Below are 19671 nucleotides of genomic sequence, written 5' to 3'. Positions count from 1 at the left end.
TGATTTCCTCGGCTCCTTCCCGCATCCCCGGCAGGACCGCCGGACGGCATTTGTCCACTGTCCGCCTTCCAGCGGAGGGAAGGTCAAGCTGAATATGAAGCTTGACCTTCCAGTTACTGGAAGCGCGAACGTTAGGGCAAGATGGAACACGAGGCGATCAGCATGACCTCTCATGATCACGGCCTTCAACAGCCGCATGGCGCAAACGAAGCCATCGTGCGCGACCCAGTTTGCGGCATGACCGTCGACCGTGACGCGGGCACACCCAGCGCGAACCACGGCGGACGCGTCTTTTACTTCTGCAGCGCTGGCTGCCATGCCAAGTTCGTTGCGGAGCCGCAGCTCTACCTGACGGCCGAAGATCCTGTCTGCGGCATGGAAGTGGACCGGGCCTCCGCGCAACATCTGCATGGCCATGAGGGACAGAAATTCTACTTCTGTTCAGGTGGTTGCAAAAGCAAGTTCGAGGCGGAGCCCGAGCGCTTTCTCGCGGGTCGCCCCGTCCCGGCGCCAATGCCAGCGGGCACCGAATATACCTGCCCGATGCATCCTGAAATCGTGCGCGACCGGCCGGGCTCCTGTCCTTTGTGCGGAATGGCGTTGGAACCGATGGGGGTGCCCACCGGTAACGAGGGCCCAAACCCGGAATTGGTGGATTTCACGCGCAGGTTCTGGGTTTCCGCGGTCCTGTCGATGCCGCTGCTCGTGATCGCCATGGGGCCGATGCTTGGACTGGCTGTTCGTGACGGGATCGGCGAGCCGCTGGCAGCATGGCTTGAACTGCTGCTTGCAACGCCTGTTGTTCTTTGGGCGGCCATTCCGTTCTTTCACCGAGGCTATGAGTCCATCGTCAACCGCAGCCCGAACATGTGGACCCTGATCTCCATCGGCGTGGGCACCGCTTATCTCTACAGTGTCGTTGCGACCTTCTTCCCTGCCCTCTTCCCGCACCAGTTCCGCGACCATGGCGGAACCGTTCCGGTTTACTTCGAGGCGGCGGCCGTGATCGTTGCGCTGGTGTTCCTCGGACAAGTGCTGGAACTGAGGGCACGCGAGCGCACGGGATCGGCAATCCGCGCCCTCCTCGACCTCTCGCCGAAGACCGCCCGCCGGATTGCCGCTGACGGCTCCGAAGTCAATGTTCCGTTGGACGAAGTCGGGCCGGGAGATCGCCTTCGCGTTCGGCCCGGCGACAGCGTTCCCGTTGACGGCAGGGTGGTGGAGGGCCGCACGTCCATCGACGAGTCCATGATCACGGGTGAGTCGGTGCCAGTAGAAAAAGCACCGGGGGACCCCGTCACCGGTGGAACGCTGAATCAGAACGGCACGCTGGTTATCTCCGCCGAGCGTGTAGGCGCCGACACGATGCTGTCTCGGATCGTCGAGATGGTTGCGAAGGCGCAGCGCTCCCGCGCGCCGATCCAGGGCTTGGCCGATCGGGTTTCCGCTTATTTTGTGCCGGCGGTGGTACTGGCCGCCGTTCTTGCCTTCCTGGTCTGGGCTCTGTTCGGGCCAGAACCCAATATGGTCTTCGCCATCGTGTCGGCGGTGTCGGTGCTCATCATCGCCTGCCCCTGTGCGCTGGGGCTGGCCACGCCGATGTCGATCATGACGGCCACCGGGCGCGGTGCCCAGGCGGGCGTTCTGATCAAGGATGCGGAAGCGCTCGAGCGCTTCGCCAGCGTCGACACGTTGATCGTCGACAAGACCGGCACGCTGACGGAGGGCCGGCCCAGACTGACGGATGTCGTCGCGACTGACGGGTTTGATGCCGTTCAGCTTCTTTCACTTGCCGCCTCCCTGGAACGCGGCTCGGAGCATCCACTGGCCGAGGCCATTGTTGAAGGCGCCGTGGAACGCGGCGCGGCGCTCTTGAACGCAGCCGACTTCGTGTCGATCACCGGCAAGGGCGTCAGCGGCAAGGTCGAAGGCCGGATGGTGGCGCTCGGAAACGCTGCCATGATGGCGCACCTTCGGATCGGCGTGGATCGCCTCGCCGCACAAGCGGATGCGATGCGAGCCGAGGGGAAGACCGCGATGTTCATTGCCTTGGACGGACGGGTCGCAGGCTTCGTCGCCGTTGCCGATCCGGTCAAGGCAACCACCGCGCAAGCCATCCGCGCCCTACACGAAAGCGGCCTTCGCATCATCATGGCGACGGGCGACAATGAGCGCACGGCCAAGGCCGTCGCGGCCAAGCTCGGGATCGACGAAGTTCGTGCCGATGTGCTGCCGGAAGGAAAGCAGCAGCTTGTTCAGGAGCTGCGGGCGAAAGGAGCCCGGATCGCCATGGCGGGCGACGGGGTGAACGATGCACCTGCCCTTGCTGCCGCGGACGTCGGCATTGCCATGGGAACAGGAGCGGATGTTGCCGTCGACAGTGCGGGGATTACGCTTGTGAAGGGGGACCTCAACGGGATCGTGCGGGCACGCACCCTGGCTCAGGCCACGATCCGCAATATTAAGCAGAACCTCTTCTTTGCCTTTGTTTACAATGCGCTCGGCGTGCCTGTTGCGGCGGGAGTGCTTTATCCGGTCTTCGGCGCGCTCCTGTCGCCGATGATTGCCGCGGCGGCCATGAGCCTCTCGTCCGTGTCCGTCATTGCCAACGCGCTCCGGCTGCGAACCGTACGGCTCGGCTGAACTAACAAGGAGAACGCGAATGAATATCGGCGCTGTTTCGGAAAAGTCGGGCCTGCCGGCCAAAACGATCCGCTATTACGAGGACATCGGGCTCATCCGGCCGGATCGCCGCGAGAACGGCTATCGTGATTATTCCATGGAGGACGTGCACCGCCTGCGCTTCCTTCAACGGTCCCGAAGCCTCGGCTTTTCCGTGGAGGAATGCCGGCAGCTCCTGTCGCTTTATGGAGACCGGGGGCGCGAAAGCATGGAGGTAAAGGCTATCGCATCGGGGAAGCTTCAAGAAATCGAGCGCAAAATCACGGAACTGCAGGGGCTGCGGGACACGTTGAAGCATCTCGTCGCAAACTGCCATGGCGATAGCCGGCCCGAATGCCCGATCATCGATGGACTGTCGGGCGAGACTTCGGTCCACTAAGCAAGGGCTGGTTACAAGGCTTTCCAGTGAGTTGCCCATGGCCTTGGTTTATCATTTCGCCGCGAACAGGCTCATGGCGACCAAAGCTGCTGCCGGCAGCCACAAGGCTTGTGTTTCGAGCTTACCGTAGGCAGCTGCACCGAGTGCAACTCCGGCGACCAGCCCAAGCCACTGGAGGAGGTATGGCATCCAAAGCCAAGACGGGCCGCCGCCCAACGCGCCGGCCACGCGCTGGCCGATTTTGACCAGTGTTCCCGTCATGTAGGTGAGACCGATCCGGACTTCCCCGTTCGCCTGAAAAGCCGCGTTCATGGCCCCCATCGCGCCGGCCATCACAAGGGTCGCAGCAGCTGCAAAGCCGAGTCCGCCGAGTGCTGCACTGATTGCGAGGAGGCCGGCCACGAAACCAAACGTAACGGCACTGGGCCTGAAGCTTCTCCTGGCCATGATCAGCAGAGATCCAAGAGTCACCCCGCCAACGAAGGCGAGGACCAACGCGGCCGGCAACAGCACGTCGCCTGGGCCCGCCAGCCCGATCCCAAGACGCGTCGAGTTCCCCGTCATGAAGGAAACAAAGTAGCCGCCCGTTTGGATGAAACCCGCGGCGTCCACGAAGCCAGCTACCACAGCCGCGCTGATGGCGAGAAGCCGTGTTGTTCGGTCAGCCTGTATCAAGGCACCTGCCGGTTTTTCATGAAACTCCTTGCTCTGCAAACTTGCGGGGATGGCCTACTGCTGACGACGCCCGCTTCGGTGCGGCTATCAATGCGCCCTCCTACGCTTACGGCCGCCGCGACGCTAGGGATCTCAGGTAGGCAAGGAAGTCGCTGATCTGGGCCGGCTCGAAACGGAACTCCGGCATTTCGGGATGGCCGGTGCCAATCCCTTCTGCGAGGGACTCCCCCAGCTGCTCGACCGGATAGCGTCTGTTCAGAAGACGAAACGGCGGCGCCTCCGGAAGAGTACTCGCGCCCACGGCCTCCACGGAGTGACATCTTGAACAGTTCGCAAGGGCGATCTCTCGGCCGCGCTGCTCGGCAGAGGTGCCTTCCGCAATGCTCACGTCAGACGCGAAGCTGCAGAGCAGGAACATCAGAGGAAACACGGTTTTCAATGCGAGAACCTTTCCGAGAACATGCCTGTCGCGCCGTGCCCGTCAAAGGAAGTGGCTAGGCCGCGCTGCGCGGGACCGCGTCGAGCTCTTTGCGGATCAAGACCAGACGCGGGTCTTCAGGATAAGGAACGGCGTGAAAGCCCTGCTCGCGCTCCAGTTCGATCGCCTCATGGTGCTCGCGGCTCTCGATGGACTCGATGCTCTTGAAGCCCATCTTTTTGGCCTGGCCAGCAACATGGCGGAGAAGTTCCCAGGCTATGCCCTTGTGCCTGTAGTCAGACCTGACAGCAATCGCCACCTCCCCTCGTTCAGGTCCGCCGCTGGACGAAAGCATCGCTGACGCCACGAGGATGTTGTCCGGCTTGGTGAAAGCGAGAAAGTTCTCCACCGTCCGGTGGTCCACGTTTGTCATGGCCACGATCCGTTCGTGGCTGACCTCCCTCATGCCACCGAGAAAGCGAAAGCGCAGGTCCTCGGCGGAAACATGCTTATAGAGATCGGCAAGCAGGCTTTCATCGCCCGGTCCCGCAGGTCGTACCGAGAGCACGAGGTTCGTGCGGGTGGTCAGTACCGCGTTGCTGCTTGTCGACGTCATGGCGAGCTCCTGAAGTTTCGTTTGATCAGGCAGCAAGCCTTCGGCCATCCTGCCTTTCCGCTCAGGACGATAAGTGCGTCGCTGGCGTTGGGCTCATTCTGCACGGCGGCAACACCTGGGCATTGACCGGGATCAAACCGTGTCCCGCAAACGCGTCGCATCCACGCCTCCGCTGGACGTAACCGCCAAAGCCTAGGGACGCTTCCCGCCGCCGAGGTCACGCATTTGTCAGCGCGTGGCTCCGCCTCGCCACGCCCGGCTTGCGCCGTCTGGCCGTTGAAAACAGCATTCGGGAAAACGGGCGGCTGCAAAGTCGCTCGTAGGATTTTGTATATGCGGCTTTGCGGCCGCCCGTCCGGCGTTGGATCAGGAGCGCCGCGTCCGCTTCGCCGGACGGCTTGTGACCGCCGGCTTAAGTGACATTCGCGTCACGCCCCCGCTGCGGTAGCGGGAGGGGGATGACCGCGACCTTGGCTCCGCTCCGTTTGGATGCAGCCCACGTTAGACCGCATCCAAACCGCCGGTCCTCCCCCGCCGATCACCGTCGCGAACCGCGATCCCGATGAGAAGGACGAGGTGGAAGGTAAGGGCGGATCGGAGGGGCGTGGATGGAATTCTTTGGAGGGGCAAGGACCTGAGGACGTTAGCGCAGATCCTTCCACGCGTCCTTCGCCTGATGCGGGGCTGATGACGATGTGGAACGGGGAGTGCGGGCCCTTCTCCCCTATGGGGCCCGAAGGGCGGGCGAGGCCAGTGACTCGCCCTAGGCGGGGATCGCCGCGTCAGCGGCGAGACAGTTGAGGGGCGCGGCGCCAGTGATGCCAAGCTGGAACATCCCTCATCCGGCTTCGCTTCGCTCAGCCACCTTCTCCCACAAGGGGAGAAGAGAAGGCTGTCTTAATGAACTCGAAAGTCTCTTCGTTCTAGCAGGAAAGAACTCCCATCCCAGACGGGATGCAATCCAGTTCCAGAAGGGTTTGCATCACATTTCGCCGCTCGACTTCGAGATCTGCGAACGTCGAACTTAGGAAGATTTGATACCGCTTAAGTTCCATGGCTCTCTCACAGAAACGGCCCGATCCAAGGACCGGGCCGAAGAAGCGTCTAAGTCTTTGTTTCCTCAGCTACATCCGCTCGTTGAGCCGCAGGTGTCGCACTTCTCGCAGGTGCCGTTGCGCACCATGGTGAAGTTCTGGCACTCCGAGCACATGTTGCCGGTGTAGCCCTGCATCAGCGCCTGGGTCCGGCGTTCGGCGGCAAGCGCCTTGGCATCCGAAGCATCGCGCTGGGCAGCGTCGGTGAAGAGCGCGCCGGCCGCCGTGGCATGGCTGGCTTCCGCGACCTCATCGGCCGTTGGGCCTTCCTCGATTTCCAGGTCCTCGACGAAGTCGGCCTGGCGCTCCTCGTAATCCCGACGGAAGGCTGACGGTTCTTCCTGCGCCACCGTTTTCAGCGCCGTGACCGTGGAACCGACGGCCCGCACCACGGACGTGTTGGCCGCCGTCGGTGCCGCACGCACAGGGGCAGGAGTTCCGCCACCGGCACCGGCAGCGCCCTGCCCGGCCGATCCCTTTGCGCCGCCCTGGCCGGACGCCGAACCACCGGACACCAGCACCGGCTTGTGGCCGCGCATCAGGCCCGTGGAGAACGGGTTGGTCTTGCCTTCCTGGATACCGCGGCCAAGCGCGGTGTTGGAAAAGTCCGACGTGTCGACATGCGCCAGATCGTTGCGGCCGAGATAAGACACGGCGAGCTCACGGAAGATGTAGTCGAGGATCGAGGTCGCATTCTTGATCGCCTCGTTGCCGACAACGACGCCAGCCGGCTCGAACTTGGTGAAGGTGAAGGCCTCCACATATTCTTCCAGCGGCACGCCATATTGAAGGCCGAGCGAGATCGCGATGGCGAAGTTGTTCATCATCGCACGGAAGGCAGCGCCCTCCTTGTGCATGTCGATGAAGATCTCGCCGAGGCGGCCATCGCCGAACTCACCGGTGCGCAGATATACCTTGTGGCCTCCGATCAGCGCCTTCTGGGTATAGCCCTGGCGACGGTTCGGCAGCTTTTCGCGGTCGCGCACCACCTTCTCGATGATCCGCTCGACGATCTTTTCGGTGACCTGAACGGCCTGTGCGGCAGCCGGCGCCTGGATCAGCGCTTCCACCAGCTCCTCCGCTTCTTCCTCGTCGTCCGAAAGCAGCGAGGCGTTGAGCGGCTGGCTGAGCTTGGAACCGTCGCGGTAAAGCGCATTGGCCTTCAGCGCGAGCTTCCACGACAGCATGTAGGCGTTCTTGGCGTCCTCGACGGTTGCCTCGTTGGGCATGTTGATCGTCTTGGAAATGGCGCCCGAGATGAACGGCTGGGCAGCCGCCATCATGCGGATGTGCGATTCCACGCTGAGATAGCGCTTGCCGATCTTGCCGCAGGGATTGGCGCAATCGAACACCGGCAGATGGTCGTCCTTGAGGTGCGGCGCACCTTCCAGCGTCATCGCCCCGCACACATGGATGTTGGCGGCTTCGATTTCCTTGCGGCCAAAGCCGAGCGCCGGCAGCATCTCGAAGGAGAAGTCGTTCAGCTGCTCGTCGGTGAAGCCAAGGACGTCGCGGCAGAAATCTTCGCCCAGCGTCCACTTGTTGAACACGAACTTGATGTCGAAGGCCGACTTCAGGGCTGCGTTGACGGCCGCGATCTTTTCATCGGTGAAGCCCTTGGCCTTGAGCGAGCCGGGGTTGATCGATGGCGCCTGGTTCAGGTTGCCGTGGCCAACCGCGTAAGCCTCGATCTCCGCGATCTGCGATTCGGAATAGCCGAGCGTGCGCAGCGCTTCCGGAACGGCGCGGTTGATGATCTTGAAGTAGCCGCCGCCGGCGAGCTTCTTGAACTTCACCAGCGCGAAGTCGGGCTCGATGCCGGTGGTGTCGCAATCCATCACAAGGCCGATCGTGCCGGTGGGCGCGATCACGGTTGCCTGGGCGTTGCGGTAGCCGTGGAATTCACCAAGCGCGATGGCGCGGTCCCACGCGTCACGGGCGCGCTCTGCCAGTTCGGTCTGCTTGAGATCTGAGGCAACCAGCGGAACAGGGTTCACCGACAGCTTCTCATAGCCGGTTGATTCGCCGTAAGCGGCGCGGCGATGGTTGCGCATGACGCGCAGCATGGCTTCGCGGTTGCGGACGTAATCCGGGAAGGCGCCGAGTTCGCGCGCCATTTCCGCCGAGGTCTCGTAGGCGACGCCGGTCATGATCGAGGTCAGGGCAGCGCAGATCGCACGGCCTTCCGCCGAGTCATAAGGGATGCCGGAGGTCATCAGCAATCCGCCGATATTGGCGAAGCCGAGGCCGAGCGTGCGGTATTCATAGGACAGGCGGGCGATTTCCTTGGACGGGAACTGCGCCATCATCACCGAAATTTCCAGCACCATCGTCCACAAGCGAACGGTGTGCTCATAGGCCTGCACGGCAATCGTGCCATCGCCGTTGCGGTATTGCAGCAGGTTGATGGACGCTAGGTTGCAGGCCGTGTCGTCGAGGAACATGTATTCCGAGCACGGGTTCGAGGCGCGGATCGGGCCCGCGGCCGGCGAGGTGTGCCAGTCGTTCATGGTGGAGTTGAAGTGGAGGCCCGGATCAGCCGACGCCCACGCGGCGTAGCCGATCTTTTCCCATAGGTCGCGCGCCTTCAGCGTCTTCAGCGTCTTGCCGTCCTTACGGGCAGTCAGGTGCCAGTCGGCGTCATTCTCCACGGCGCGAAGGAAGTCGTCCTTCAGCGAAACCGAGTTGTTGGAGTTCTGGCCTGACACCGTGAGGTAGGCTTCCGAATCCCAGTCGGTGTCGAAGGTTTTGAAGTCGATCGCCGTTTGGCCCTGGCGCGCCATCTGGATGACGCGCTTGACGTAGTTTTCCGGCACCGCGTTCTTCTTGGCCGCCTTGATCTCGCGCTTGAGCGCCGGGTTCTTGGCGGCGTCAAAGCAATCGCCTTCCGGGCCTTCGCAGTTGACGCAGGCCTTGAGGATCGCGTCGAGGTGGCGCTTCACGATCTTGGAGCCCGTGACGAGCGCCGCGACCTTCTGTTCCTCGTTCACCTTCCAGTCGATGTAAGCCTCGATATCCGGATGGTCGGCGTCGACCACAACCATCTTGGCGGCGCGGCGCGTCGTGCCGCCCGACTTGATGGCGCCGGCCGCGCGATCGCCGATCTTGAGGAAGCTCATCAGGCCCGACGACTTGCCGCCTCCTGACAGCTTTTCGCCTTCACCGCGCAAATAGGAGAAGTTCGAGCCGGTGCCCGAGCCGTATTTAAACAGGCGCGCTTCACGCACCCACAGATCCATGATGCCGCCTTCGTTGACAAGATCATCGCCGACGGACTGGATGAAGCAGGCATGCGGCTGTGGGTGCTCGTAGGCCGACTTGGACTTGGTCAACTTGGCCGTGAACGGGTCAACATAATAATGGCCCTGCCCCGGACCATCGATGCCATAGGCCCAATGAAGGCCGGTGTTGAACCATTGCGGCGAGTTCGGCGCGACACGCTGGGTGGCGAGCATGTAGGCGAGCTCGTCGCGGAAAGCCGAAGCGTCTTCCTCAGATGCGAAATAACCGCCCTTCCAGCCCCAATAGGTCCAGGTACCGGCCAAACGATCAAACACCTGGCGGGCGTCGGTTTCCGAGCCATAGCGCTCGTCAACCGGAAGTTCGGCGAGAGCGGCTTCGTCGGGAACGGAACGCCACAGGAAAGACGGAACGTCGTTTTCCTCGACCTTCTTCAGGCGCGCGGGAACGCCGGCCTTGCGGAAATACTTCTGGGCGAGGATGTCGGCCGCCACCTGGGAGAACTGCGCGGGCACGTCGATGTCGTCCAGGCGGAACACCACCGAGCCATCGGGATTCTTGATTTCCGACAAAGCCTTGCGGAATTCGATCTCAGCGTAAGCCGATTGACCGGGCTTGGTGAAATGCCGTGCGATGCGCATCGTTCGTCCCTTCGACGTCTATATCTAGAGCCTGCGGCGGCTGTTTATCCGCTTCGGCGCAAGGCTCGGTTCTAGATCTTGACCAGCTTGGCGCCGGTCCATTTCACCCAAAGCGCGAACCTGGGGTCCGCACACACAACTCACCACTTCGAACCAGCTCCCGGGCTCCCCCGCGACCCTGGCCTCACCTGACTTCCTACCCAGGTCGCCAACCGACGATCTAGTGCAGGAATGCAACGCCTCTACCACATATGGTGTTTTCAACCGGTAAATGCGAGACGGCTGGCTGCGCGTGAACGCACAAAAACCCACCCCGCCCGCACCCTGCTGCGATCGTTGTACTGCTCCTGAGATGAGCTGTTTAGAACTTCGGGCAGGCCAACAAACAAGGCCCGCCGCGCTTGTCACTGAAGCGCATGAGCCATTAAGCGCGCATCGCAGCGAAGGGTCAACGATTCGTTTCCCGACCGCTTAGCCGGCACCAGATCTAGTGTCTTCTGTGGAACACATAGTGTGGATAACGGGGACCAGCGATCATGCCTGCTTGGCCGCTGGCTGCCTGTCACGACAGGCCGCGGAGCAAGAGAGTTTGCAAACCGGCATGATTGCGACAAAAGACGCTACAAGCGCGAGGGCATGCACACCGTGAAACACAGCAGCAGCTGGCGCACCAGCCCTTCCGCCGCTTATGGGCTGGGAGCGTTCCTCGCCCTGCTTCTCGTCGCGTGGCTGTTCCCGTTGAGCTTTCTGCTCGGCAAAGGCTTCTTTTTCGAGTTTGGGGATCCCGCCCAGCACGTCAGCGGCTGGCTCCTCTATGCCGCGGACGAATGGCGCTGGCCCCTCCTCGTCACGCAACGAATCGCACCGCCTGACGGTCTAGCTATCTTCCTGACCGACAGCATTCCCCTAGCAGCACTGCTTTTCAAACCACTTGCCGGTGTCCTGCCCGAAGGCTTCCACTATTTTGGCCTTTGGCAAGCGTTCAACAAGCTGTTGCAAGCCCTTGCCGCCGTGTATCTGATCCGCAGCTTCGGACTTCGACATCCGTTGCACGCGGTGGTAGCTGCCGCCTTCGCACTCTTGTGGCCAGCCCATCTCATCCGAGTGACGCACACCGCGCTCGCAACACACGGCTTCATTCTCATCGCCATCGCCTTTTACGTGCGGGCGCGCTCCAAGCCCTGGTCAGATGCAAAGGCCTTCGGACTATTTGCGCTGCTGTCGCTGGGAGCTCTGCTCGTCCACCCCTATCTCTGCGCGATGGTGCTGGCGATCCATGGCGCCTTTTTGATCGATCGCCTTTGCGACCGACCGAAGCGCCACATGGCGCTTGCAGCGCTTGTGGTGAGTTGTCTGGCGCTTGCAACAGCCCTGATACCGCTCGGTTATCTTTCGGGAGGGCAGACTCGGAGCGGCGGGTACGACATCTACTCCATGAATCTCGCCTCACCTTTTTGCGGAGGCAAGCTTTCACTATGCGGACCTATGAATACTACCGGCGGGCAATATGAGGGGTTCAACAATCTTGGACTGGGTCTGCTCCTTCTAATCCCTATCGCTCTATGGGCGGCACGAAAAGAGGTGGTTCCTCTTGCAAAGCGATCACCCGGCCTGATTCTCGTGGCACTCGGCCTGGTCGTCTACGCTGCGTCCAACATGATGTGGCTCGGCCCCTACCTGATCTTCCATTATGAAGTGCCGCAGCGCCTCGCACCCCTGACGCAGACCTTTCGTGCGTCCGGTCGCTTCTTCTGGCCGGTCGGCTATCTTGTCCTGTTTTTCACCTTGTGCGCCCTGCTGCGTCACGTTGCGCTTCGTTGGGCGTCGGCGCTCCTTGCGTGTGCGCTTACCTTGCAAGGCATCGATGCACTGCCGCAGATCACTTCGATCCAACAGCAAACCGAAGCACCCGGCGTCCTCGACTTCCCGGCTTGGCAAAGGGCCTTGGCGGATATCGACCACATCGAGGTCTTCCCGCGCTATGGCTGCGTTGCAAGCCTTGATGCCCCTTACATCTTTCTGCAGCTGCTTGCCGGCCATATGCAGACGACCATCAGCACCGCTTACCAGCCTCGGCCGGATCAAAGATGTGCCGCAGAACTTCGTAACGGGCCGACGGAACTCCAGAACGGCACGCTGCTCGTTTCCCTGGCCGAATCGGTGAAATTGCCTGAGCCACCTGCGGTTGAGCAGGCGACCGACCAGGATCAATGCCGAAGGCTGACGATTGGCACTGTTGTTCTCATCGCCTGCACAACAAATAAGGCGACTGATTGGGACCAGATCGGCTTTCCCGCAGAACCCGTTCGCTGACGTCGAGTTAAGCGACGGCCTCTAGCGGCTGAGACGGATCCACCGAAAACGAGCCGATCAGGGCCGCAAGTTCAGGCTCCTTGACGCATTGGGCGGCCTCGTGTGGTGGCATCCAGCGTCGGGTGCGCTGGCGGCGCTCGCGCCACTTTTCCGCGACCTGCTCGACTTCGAGCGGATAGACTTTCACCTCGCAGCGCAGTTCTTCACCGGAGGTGCGGATCTTGTTGTAAAAGTACGATCCCAGGCTCGCGTCCGAGATCGTGCCGCTGAGGCCTGCTTCCTCGGCCGCTTCGCGCGCCGCGGCATCCCAGAAATGCTCGTCGCCTTCCGGCCATCCTTTGGGAACAACCCAGCGTCGGGTCCGGCGGCTCGTGATCAACATCACCTCGATGCCGTCAGCCGTTCTGCGCCACGGCAGCGCGGCGACCTGAACATGGCATGGCCGTCGACCCAGCAACGACTGCAATCGTGCCTTGAGCGTCCTGCGCATGTTTGGGTGAAGGAACATATTGGAAGAAACCTCGCCGGTTCGGTTGGTCCGAACTCCTTTGCCGACTAAAGCAAATCATATGGTAACGACTTTCCCATAATCAAGTTTGCGCCACATTAACAATCGTGAATTGGCGCGGTCAGACCAGCCCCACTGATCTTCCGAAAGCTCAGCACTCAGGAACAGATTGTTTGCGCAGCTTGGCGCTTTTCATCGCGGCCGCACTCGCTGAGATTGCCGGTTGCTTCGCCTTCTGGGCTTGGTGGCGCCTCGGCAAGTCGATCCTCTGGCTTGTGCCGGGGCTCGCGTGCCTAGTTGTTTTCGCGCTCTTCCTGGCGCTTGTGAACAGTCCCGCGGCCGGACGCACGTTCGCGGCCTACGGCGGGATCTACATCGCAGCTTCACTCGCCTGGCTTTGGTTCGCTGAAGGCCTCCGGCCGGACCGATTCGATCTGGCGGGCGCGGTTCTTTGCTTGGCAGGAGCCGTGGTGATCATCGGGGCGCCGCGCTGAAACTCAGCCCGGCTGGCCTTCCGCAATCGGCTTCTGGAAGGTGAAACCGAGGTCCCATGGGAAGAAGATCCATGTGTCCTGCGACACCTCTGTCACGAAGGTGTCGATCAGGGGACGTCCCTTCGGCTTGGCGTAAACGGCGGCGAAATGCGCCTTGGGCAGCATTGCACGAACAATAGCCGCCGTTTTGCCGGTGTCTGTCAGATCGTCGACAATCAGGACGTCGGCGCCTTCGTTGGCAAGCAGCGGCTCTGCAACTTCCTTCAAAATCCGCATCTCGCCCTGCTCGGAATAAGCATGGTAGGATGCCACGCACACCGTTTCCACTACGCGGATGCCAAGCTCGCGTGCAATGATGGCAGCCGGGACAAGCCCCCCGCGCGTGATGCAGACGATCGCTTTCCATTGTTCCTTGTGCGCCGAAAGCCGCCACGCAAGGGCGCGGGCATCGCGGTGGAACTGATCCCACGAAACAGGAAACGCTTTTTCCGGCAAAGACATGATCGGCTCCTCGAGCGGATGAAGATCAGCCGGTTAGACGATGGCGAAGCGAATTGCCAGCAGGGTTCGAGCGGTCACGCAGCCGCAAGCATGCGCGCGTGGCCGCGGGCGTTTGAGCGCAGCGCGTCGAGGTGGATCCGACGTAACAGCAGAGCAAGTTCGCTATTGCCTTCGCCGCGCAGCCCTTGAAGCATGGTCCAGCTGACTTCCTGGGTTCCGGCGACGCGCCGGCCGTTGGCCACCTCACGCCAAACCCGCAGGGCCGAGATGATGGCGCCGTGGAGTTGCTGGGACAGGCCGGCAGACTGCATCAAAGCCTGAAGCGCCACATCGCGGCCACGGGCAAGAAGTGCGCGCACCCGCCGTTCGTTCTGGCCGGTCAGCGCAATTAGCACGGCGCCGAAGAAGTCGATGTTGCCTTGCGCCACCGCGCGAACGAGGAAGCCGCCTGTGAGGTCACCGCGCGAGCGCAGATGCTCCACCAGAACTGCGTGGTCTTCGCATCTCGTGTGGTCGATGAGTGTCAGGGACGCCTGGGTGCAGGCGTCGCGCGCAATGCGCTCGGCCCGACGCTCGCCCACGACCCCTGTCAGAAGCGGCGAGCGGCTGAACTTTTCACCCAGCCGAACCACGAGGCGGTGACGACAATCAGCCGGCAGACGGGCCGACCCGAGAAGCGCATGACAAACTTCATCGTCGCTGCCGAACCGCTCGATCATGCGGTGAAAACTGACGGACCCGATCTCAGCGCCACCATTACTCAAGAGGGCAAGGCAGCCTTCCCGCTCACCGACTTCGGCTATCGCCGCTGCGAGCTGGATCCCAACCCCAGCCCGGGACGCGATCACCGCCTGGAGGATGCCCGGGGCGAGAACAAGACGATCAACAAGATCGGCCTCGGTCAGAAGCGGGGAGCGTCCGAGCACAAACGCCGCAACATGCGGCTGATCTCCCGCCAAGGCTTCGATGATCTGTGCCGGCGCCTTGGCGCTGAACGACAGCGCTTCGGCCATGGCGGCTCGTACTTTGTCGGATGGGTCGTCGAGCAGCATCGTGAGGGCTGCTTCGGCAGCGCAGCGATCTTCGAAGTCAAGTCGATCCTCGACCAGCGCCTGCGATAAAGCCGTAGCGGCCGCCGTGCGGTCCGCCACGCGGGCGGTTTCGATCCATCTCAAGGCTTGCGTGACCACCATGATTCCATCTGCCGCTTGCGAGGCTTGGACGATATCAGGGCAATGGTTTACGAAGCGTTCACCATGTTTGAGAGGTGACTCGTGGCGGGCCTTTATCTGGATGAGTTCGAAGTGGGCATGGTGATCCGCCATGCTCTTACGAAGAGCGTGACAGAAAGCGACAACATGATGTTTTCCGTCATGACGCTGAACCCGCAGCCGTTGCATATCGACTTCGACTTCGCCGCAAAAAGCGAATGGGGTCGGCCGCTGGTGAACTCGATCTTTACGCTGGGTCTGATGATCGGCATTTCGGTGCATGACACGACCCTCGGCACCACGATCGGCAACTTGGGAATGCGCGAAACGGAATTCCCACATCCGGTTTTTCACGGCGACACCCTGCGCTGTGAAACCGAGGTGAAGGCTTTGCGTGAATCGCGTTCGCGACCGGATCGGGGGATTGTGGACTTCGAACATCGCGCCTTCAATCAGGACGGGGTTCTGGTGGCTCGGTGCTTGCGCCAAGCCATGATGCTGAAGAAACCAGCGGAAGCCTGAGCCATGCGGTCGCTGCTGTTTGTTCCTGGCGATTCCGAACGCAAAATGGAGAAGGGTTTGGCGTCCGGCGCCGATGTTCTCCTGCTTGATCTGGAAGACAGTGTCAGCCTCCCCAATAAGGAGGCTGCGCGAGCGCTCACCGCCTGCCTCCTGCGAACGGCGGCGAAAGACGGGCCGCGGCTTTTTGTGCGCGTCAACGACCTTCGCTCCGGCTTTACCGACGCGGATCTTGCGGCCGTGATGCCCGCGGCACCGGCGGGCATCATGCTGCCGAAGGCAGTTGGTTTGCGCGACGTCGAGCAGCTGGCGACAAAGCTGCGGGTTCACGAGGCCGAACATGGGTTGGAAGACGGCGGGACGCAGATCCTGCCGATCATCACCGAAACGCCGGCCGCCGTGCTGGCTGCAATTGGCTGGAGCGGCCGGCACGCTCGTATGGTGGGCCTCACCTGGGGCGCGGAGGATCTGTCGGCGGAGATCGGGGTTGAGCGTACGCGAACCGAAGACGGCGCCCTCACCGACGTGTTCAGGCTGGCGCGTGCGGTGACGGTGCTTGCGGCTGCGGCAAGCGAAGTCGCGGCTATCGACACGGTGTTCGTCGACTTCCGCGACGATGCTGCCCTCCGGCGCGAATGCGAGAACGCGGCCCGGGACGGCTTCACGGGGAAGATGGCCATTCATCCTGGCCAAGTGGCGGCCATCAACGAGGCGTTCACGCCAAGCGCCGAAGCGCTCGCCCATGCCCGTTCGGTGGTGGACGCCTTTGCGGCCGCCGGCAATCCGGGCGTGGTAGGGATCGACGGCAAGATGTTTGACCGCCCGCACCTGAAGCGCGCCCAACGGCTTTTGGGGCGCGTGGCGCCGACCGGCTAGTCGGTCCAGCGGGGCCGTCGCAAGGGGAAGGTTTCCGTCACCGCGGCGTAATCCATGTAGCCGAGACGAGCCGTGGTTTGCGCCTTGGTGATGTCGAACAGGCCATTCTCGAGGAAGTCATCGGCGATGTGGATGCCGACGACCTGGCCGATCACGACGTGTGCTGCGCTTGGACGACCCTGAAGATCGCGTGGCCGGAACAGTTCGGTGACCTTGCATTCCAGCGCCGCATGCGCTTCTGCCACCCGCGGCACGTTCACCAGCCGCGAAGGCGCTTCCGTCAAACCGGCATAATCAAACTCGTTGACCCCGCGTGGGGCATCCACGGAGCTCTTGTTCATCTGTTCCACCAAATCACGGCTGACCAGATTGGCGACGAACTCGCCGGTTTCCTCCGCGAACGCCACGCTGTCTTTCGCACCTTCGGACGAAAACCAGACAAGGTAAGGGCTGGTGGTCAGCGCGTTGAAGAACGAATAGGGGGCGAGGTTTACTGCGCCGCTGTGGCTGCGTGACGAGATCCATCCGATTGGGCGTGGCGCCACAATGGCCTTGAACGGGTCGTGCGGAAGGCCGTGGCCATTAGCTGTTTCATAAAACATCAATCAGGCCTCCGTCGGCCCTGCATAGTCGCTGACGATCTCGGCGAGGTCTGGTCTCGGCCGCTCGAAGATTGCCCCGCTGTGGGTGCCGACATGGACGAAGCCCGCCACGCGTTCGTCGTGTCTCAGCCCAAGCAGACGGCGTCCTTCGGGATCATCGGAATACCAGTTGGAAATCCAGTTCGTGGCAAAGCCCAGCGCGTTGGCCGCAAGGCAAAGATTCATGGCCGCGGCCCCGGCGGACAAGAATTTTTCCCAGTCCGGGATCTTGGGATGGGGCTTCGGCACGAACACGACGCCGATCACCAAGGGCGCGCGTGAAAAGCGGGTGGCTTCCTGATGGCGGCGACCTTCGGCAAGCGGCCCCTCGTGCTGTTCGGCCAAGGCCACGAGATGCTTGCCGACCTCAAGCCTTGCCTCGCCGCGGTAGAGGATAAAGCGCCAAGGCGCGAGCTTGCCATGGTCGGGCACCCGCGATGCGATCCGCAGCATTGTTTCGAGCTGCTCGTCACTGGGACCCGGCTCCGTCATCTCGTTGATCGGTGCAGACTTGCGGGTGGACAGAAAGGCGATGATGGGGGAAGACAAGGATACGAACTCCTGAAGCAGCGGGTGCCGGATGCGTGCCTCAGCTGGGATGAGCTTGGGTCATGCTGCATTGAATGTCTTGAAAATGCCACCGGCGGCCCGTTCAAAGCAACCGATGAGTCGGTCAATCTCCACTACCCTACGTTTCGGTGCCTGTGCGCTCCTGTTGCTCGCTGGCGCCGCGGCAACAGCGGCGCAGGAGGCTGGGCCTGGAGCCAGCCTGGGTGAGCCCAGCGAGCCTGGGCCTGGAAGGGCCGAGATCGGCGCGCGCAGCGCAGGACCTGACGGCGCAGAGAGCGGCGGACCTGCCGGCGCTTTCGGAGATGGCGAAGGCACGCGCAGCGGAAGGCGGCCCTTGTTTTCCCTGCCGAGCCTTTCCGCGCCAGACGCGCCTGCCGACGATACGCCGCCTGCTGCTTTGGAAGTGCCGCAGTCCCCGGACACGCAGTTCGGCACAGCCCCGGCCCCGCAACTCCCTGACGTCCAGGTTCCGGGTATCAGCAGCTACGCACCGGCACAGCCGGAAGGCCCGCTGGCAACCCAGGATCTCGGCGAGATCACCTTGTCCGCTCAGCTGACGGAAGCGGCCGCCGAGATTCCACGAGGCCTCGTGTGGCGCGTGTTCGGACAGGAAGCACAGGAGGACGGCAAGCTGCCGCTGGTGGCTTCATCGCAGGGCGGAACCAGCATCTTCCACCTCAAGCCCGGCAGCTACTTGGTTCACGCAGCTTATGGTCGCGCCGGCGCAACCAAGCGGATCACGGTGACGCGTGACGCCAAGCGCGAAAGCCTGGTGCTGGACGCCGGCGGCATGAAATTGGACGCCGTGCTTTCAGGCGGCGTTCGTATCCCGCCAAACGAGCTTCGCTTCTCCATCTTCGACAACAATCCGGATGCCAATGGCGACCGCGCCCTGATCATACCCGATGTCAGCGCCGGCGCCGTGGTTCGGCTGAACGCAGGCACCTATCACGTCGTGTCCACCTATGGCTCGGTGAATGCCGTGATACGCGCGGATATCCGCGTTGAAGGCGGGCAACTCACCGAGGCCACGGTCGAGCACAAGGCCGCTCAGCTGACGATGAAGCTGGTTCGCGAAGCCGGCGGCGAAGCGATTGCGGACACGTCCTGGTCGGTGCTGACCGAGGGCGGCGATCTCGTGCAGGAAAATGTGGGTGCTTTCGCCTCGATGGTGTTGGCCGAAGGGGACTACACCGTGATCGCCAAGAACCGCGACCGCATCTACACCCGCGACTTCACCGTAGTCGCCGGACGCAATCAGGACGTCGAGGTTCTGGCGGCGGAAGGGGTGCCGGCGACGGTCACCGGATCAAGCGGAGACGAGTGAGGCTCAGGCGCACCCTTTTCAGTAGAAGGGGTCCACCGCTGCGCCGCCGCTCGATCCAGCTGGGTCGCCGTTCGGCGACAGGGCGAAAACGGCTGCGCGGAGATGCGCCGTCAAGGCCTTTCGGTCTCGGATCGGTTCCAGTTCAGACCATTCCATCGGAGTGCCGATGCGGGCGTGGACGGTGGTTCCCGATAGCTTTGTGAACTCACGCACGAGCATGGACATGCGTGCGGTGGTGGACAGATGGCTCGCAAGATGAAACAGGCGGCCATTCTGTCCGGCGAAGTGAATGGGCACCACTGTGGCGCGGGCATCCTGAATGAGCCGCGCCGGGAAGAGCTTCCAGGGCCAGTCCACAGCGGGACCAAACGGCTTGGTGGCGGTCGCAACCGCGCCAGCTGGAAACACGATGATCGTGACCCCCTGCCGGATCAGCTCGAGCGCTTCCCGGCGCACCGCCAGGTTGCTGCGCTGCGCTTCCTTGGTTTCATGAAAGTCGATCGGCAGCGAGTAAGGCCGGATTTCGGGAACCCGAAGAAGTTCGGAGTTGATCAGGACCCGGAACGGGCGACCGAGTTGCTCGGCCAGCGTCAGGACCGAGATGCCGTCCCCGATCCCGTAGGGATGGTTGGCAATGAGGACAAGCGGCCCGTCCCGCCAAGGGCGCGGTGGCCAGGCACCTTCAACGGACAGGCCGATATCCACCAGGTCCAACATGCGACCGAACACGCGGTCGTTGGTCGGCACGATTTCCTGGCGCCAGATCTGATAAAGCCGCTCGTAGCGATCACGGCCCGAAAGCCGCTCGCTTAATTCGACGAACTTACGGCCAAGCCAGTTTTCCACGGCATGAGCGTAGGAAAGATCGGCCAGGCTGTTGTGGGGGAGAGTCGCGTCGCTGTGCATGAAAATGTCATGCACAGCAGCCGATGACGGGCGTATGAACCGTTCATGACGCCCGCATGA

The 19671-nt window shown here is 62.4% G+C and carries 18 protein-coding genes; 7 read left to right on the top strand and 11 right to left on the bottom strand.

What is annotated here, in order from left to right:
• Positions 1–162 precede the first annotated feature (162 nt).
• Entirely contained in the window at positions 163–2643 is a 2481-nt protein-coding gene (locus J5Y06_RS14550) for a heavy metal translocating P-type ATPase (RefSeq protein WP_245247860.1), read from the top strand.
• A gap of 19 nt (positions 2644–2662) precedes the next feature.
• Positions 2663–3061 carry a Cu(I)-responsive transcriptional regulator gene (cueR, locus tag J5Y06_RS14545; protein WP_209335894.1) on the top strand — a complete coding sequence of 133 codons (399 nt, stop codon included), beginning with the start codon at positions 2663–2665 and terminating at the stop codon, positions 3059–3061.
• A gap of 51 nt (positions 3062–3112) precedes the next feature.
• Here the strand turns inward: cueR and J5Y06_RS14540 are convergent, their stop codons facing one another.
• From J5Y06_RS14540 to J5Y06_RS14520, 5 genes are all read right to left on the bottom strand, one after another.
• Positions 3113–3736 carry a YoaK family protein gene (locus J5Y06_RS14540; protein WP_209335893.1) on the bottom strand — a complete coding sequence of 208 codons (624 nt, stop codon included), beginning with the start codon at positions 3734–3736 and terminating at the stop codon, positions 3113–3115.
• Between the two features lie 106 nt (positions 3737–3842).
• Positions 3843–4166 (bottom strand): c-type cytochrome, encoded by a 324-nt coding sequence (locus J5Y06_RS14535; RefSeq protein WP_342453434.1) that lies wholly within the window; start codon positions 4164–4166, stop codon positions 3843–3845.
• Between the two features lie 64 nt (positions 4167–4230).
• Entirely contained in the window at positions 4231–4770 is a 540-nt protein-coding gene (locus tag J5Y06_RS14530; RefSeq protein ID WP_209335892.1) for a GNAT family N-acetyltransferase, read from the bottom strand.
• 923 nt (positions 4771–5693) lie between these two features.
• On the bottom strand, positions 5694–5825 hold the full coding sequence (locus J5Y06_RS23580) for a DUF4062 domain-containing protein (protein ID WP_209335891.1): 132 nt from the start codon (positions 5823–5825) through the stop codon (positions 5694–5696).
• Between the two features lie 65 nt (positions 5826–5890).
• Positions 5891–9745 (bottom strand): vitamin B12-dependent ribonucleotide reductase, encoded by a 3855-nt coding sequence (locus J5Y06_RS14520; protein ID WP_209335890.1) that lies wholly within the window; start codon positions 9743–9745, stop codon positions 5891–5893.
• 645 nt (positions 9746–10390) lie between these two features.
• On the opposite strand from J5Y06_RS14520, the gene J5Y06_RS14515 reads away from it, so the two are divergent.
• Entirely contained in the window at positions 10391–12058 is a 1668-nt protein-coding gene (locus J5Y06_RS14515) for a DUF6311 domain-containing protein (protein ID WP_209335889.1), read from the top strand.
• A 7-nt stretch (positions 12059–12065) separates the two neighbouring features.
• On the opposite strand, the gene J5Y06_RS14510 is transcribed toward J5Y06_RS14515, so the two are convergent.
• Positions 12066–12566, bottom strand: coding sequence for an NUDIX hydrolase (locus tag J5Y06_RS14510; protein WP_245247858.1), 501 nt, complete (start codon positions 12564–12566; stop codon positions 12066–12068).
• 173 nt (positions 12567–12739) lie between these two features.
• On the opposite strand from J5Y06_RS14510, the gene J5Y06_RS14505 reads away from it, so the two are divergent.
• Positions 12740–13060, top strand: coding sequence for a YnfA family protein (locus J5Y06_RS14505; protein ID WP_209335888.1), 321 nt, complete (start codon positions 12740–12742; stop codon positions 13058–13060).
• Between the two features lie 3 nt (positions 13061–13063).
• Here J5Y06_RS14505 and gpt read toward each other — a convergent pair whose 3' ends face one another.
• Positions 13064–13561 (bottom strand): xanthine phosphoribosyltransferase, encoded by a 498-nt coding sequence (gene gpt, locus J5Y06_RS14500; RefSeq protein ID WP_209335887.1) that lies wholly within the window; start codon positions 13559–13561, stop codon positions 13064–13066.
• Between the two features lie 74 nt (positions 13562–13635).
• Entirely contained in the window at positions 13636–14754 is a 1119-nt protein-coding gene (locus J5Y06_RS14495; protein WP_209335886.1) for a DUF2336 domain-containing protein, read from the bottom strand.
• Positions 14755–14835: 81 nt separating this feature from the next.
• On the opposite strand from J5Y06_RS14495, the gene J5Y06_RS14490 reads away from it, so the two are divergent.
• Both J5Y06_RS14490 and J5Y06_RS14485 read left to right on the top strand, forming a co-directional pair.
• Positions 14836–15294 carry a MaoC family dehydratase gene (locus J5Y06_RS14490; protein ID WP_209335885.1) on the top strand — a complete coding sequence of 153 codons (459 nt, stop codon included), beginning with the start codon at positions 14836–14838 and terminating at the stop codon, positions 15292–15294.
• 3 nt (positions 15295–15297) lie between these two features.
• Complete coding sequence (locus J5Y06_RS14485) at positions 15298–16167, top strand: HpcH/HpaI aldolase/citrate lyase family protein (protein ID WP_209335884.1); 870 nt, start codon at positions 15298–15300, stop codon at positions 16165–16167.
• Here the strand turns inward: J5Y06_RS14485 and J5Y06_RS14480 are convergent.
• Both J5Y06_RS14480 and J5Y06_RS14475 read right to left on the bottom strand, forming a co-directional pair.
• On the bottom strand, positions 16164–16769 hold the full coding sequence (locus J5Y06_RS14480; protein WP_209335883.1) for a flavin reductase family protein: 606 nt from the start codon (positions 16767–16769) through the stop codon (positions 16164–16166). The two genes, J5Y06_RS14485 and J5Y06_RS14480, sit on opposite strands and share 4 nt — an antisense overlap.
• Before the next feature lie 3 nt (positions 16770–16772).
• On the bottom strand, positions 16773–17357 hold the full coding sequence (locus J5Y06_RS14475) for a nitroreductase family protein (protein WP_209335882.1): 585 nt from the start codon (positions 17355–17357) through the stop codon (positions 16773–16775).
• A 424-nt stretch (positions 17358–17781) separates the two neighbouring features.
• Here J5Y06_RS14475 and J5Y06_RS14470 point away from each other — a divergent pair, with 424 nt between their 5' ends.
• Positions 17782–18705: a hypothetical protein gene (locus J5Y06_RS14470; RefSeq protein ID WP_209335976.1), complete on the top strand. Its 924-nt coding sequence runs from the start codon at positions 17782–17784 to the stop codon at positions 18703–18705.
• 18 nt (positions 18706–18723) lie between these two features.
• On the opposite strand, the gene J5Y06_RS14465 is transcribed toward J5Y06_RS14470, so the two are convergent.
• A complete protein-coding gene (locus J5Y06_RS14465; RefSeq protein ID WP_209335881.1) occupies positions 18724–19611 on the bottom strand; it encodes a lysophospholipid acyltransferase family protein in 888 nt (295 codons plus the stop codon).
• Between the last annotated feature and the right edge of the window lie 60 nt (positions 19612–19671).

It is taken from the genome of Tianweitania sediminis, from assembly GCF_017813335.1.
Classification (GTDB): domain Bacteria; phylum Pseudomonadota; class Alphaproteobacteria; order Rhizobiales; family Rhizobiaceae; genus Tianweitania; species Tianweitania sediminis.
This window is presented reverse-complemented; position numbering and strand designations above follow the sequence as displayed.

Bases quoted from the DNA above. Each gene is read 5' to 3' on its own strand.
- J5Y06_RS14550 (WP_245247860.1), top strand. From the start codon at position 163: ATGACCTCTCATGATCACGGCCTTCAACAGCCGCATGGCGCAAACGAA.
- cueR (WP_209335894.1), top strand. From the start codon at position 2,663: ATGAATATCGGCGCTGTTTCGGAAAAGTCGGGCCTGCCGGCCAAAACG.
- J5Y06_RS14530 (WP_209335892.1), bottom strand. From the start codon at position 4,770: ATGACGTCGACAAGCAGCAACGCGGTACTGACCACCCGCACGAACCTC.
- J5Y06_RS23580 (WP_209335891.1), bottom strand. From the start codon at position 5,825: ATGGAACTTAAGCGGTATCAAATCTTCCTAAGTTCGACGTTCGCAGAT.
- J5Y06_RS14520 (WP_209335890.1), bottom strand. From the start codon at position 9,745: ATGCGCATCGCACGGCATTTCACCAAGCCCGGTCAATCGGCTTACGCT.
- J5Y06_RS14510 (WP_245247858.1), bottom strand. From the start codon at position 12,566: ATGTTCCTTCACCCAAACATGCGCAGGACGCTCAAGGCACGATTGCAG.
- gpt (WP_209335887.1), bottom strand. From the start codon at position 13,561: ATGTCTTTGCCGGAAAAAGCGTTTCCTGTTTCGTGGGATCAGTTCCAC.
- J5Y06_RS14495 (WP_209335886.1), bottom strand. From the start codon at position 14,754: ATGGTGGTCACGCAAGCCTTGAGATGGATCGAAACCGCCCGCGTGGCG.
- J5Y06_RS14485 (WP_209335884.1), top strand. From the start codon at position 15,298: ATGCGGTCGCTGCTGTTTGTTCCTGGCGATTCCGAACGCAAAATGGAG.
- J5Y06_RS14480 (WP_209335883.1), bottom strand. From the start codon at position 16,769: ATGTTTTATGAAACAGCTAATGGCCACGGCCTTCCGCACGACCCGTTC.
- J5Y06_RS14465 (WP_209335881.1), bottom strand. From the start codon at position 19,611: ATGCACAGCGACGCGACTCTCCCCCACAACAGCCTGGCCGATCTTTCC.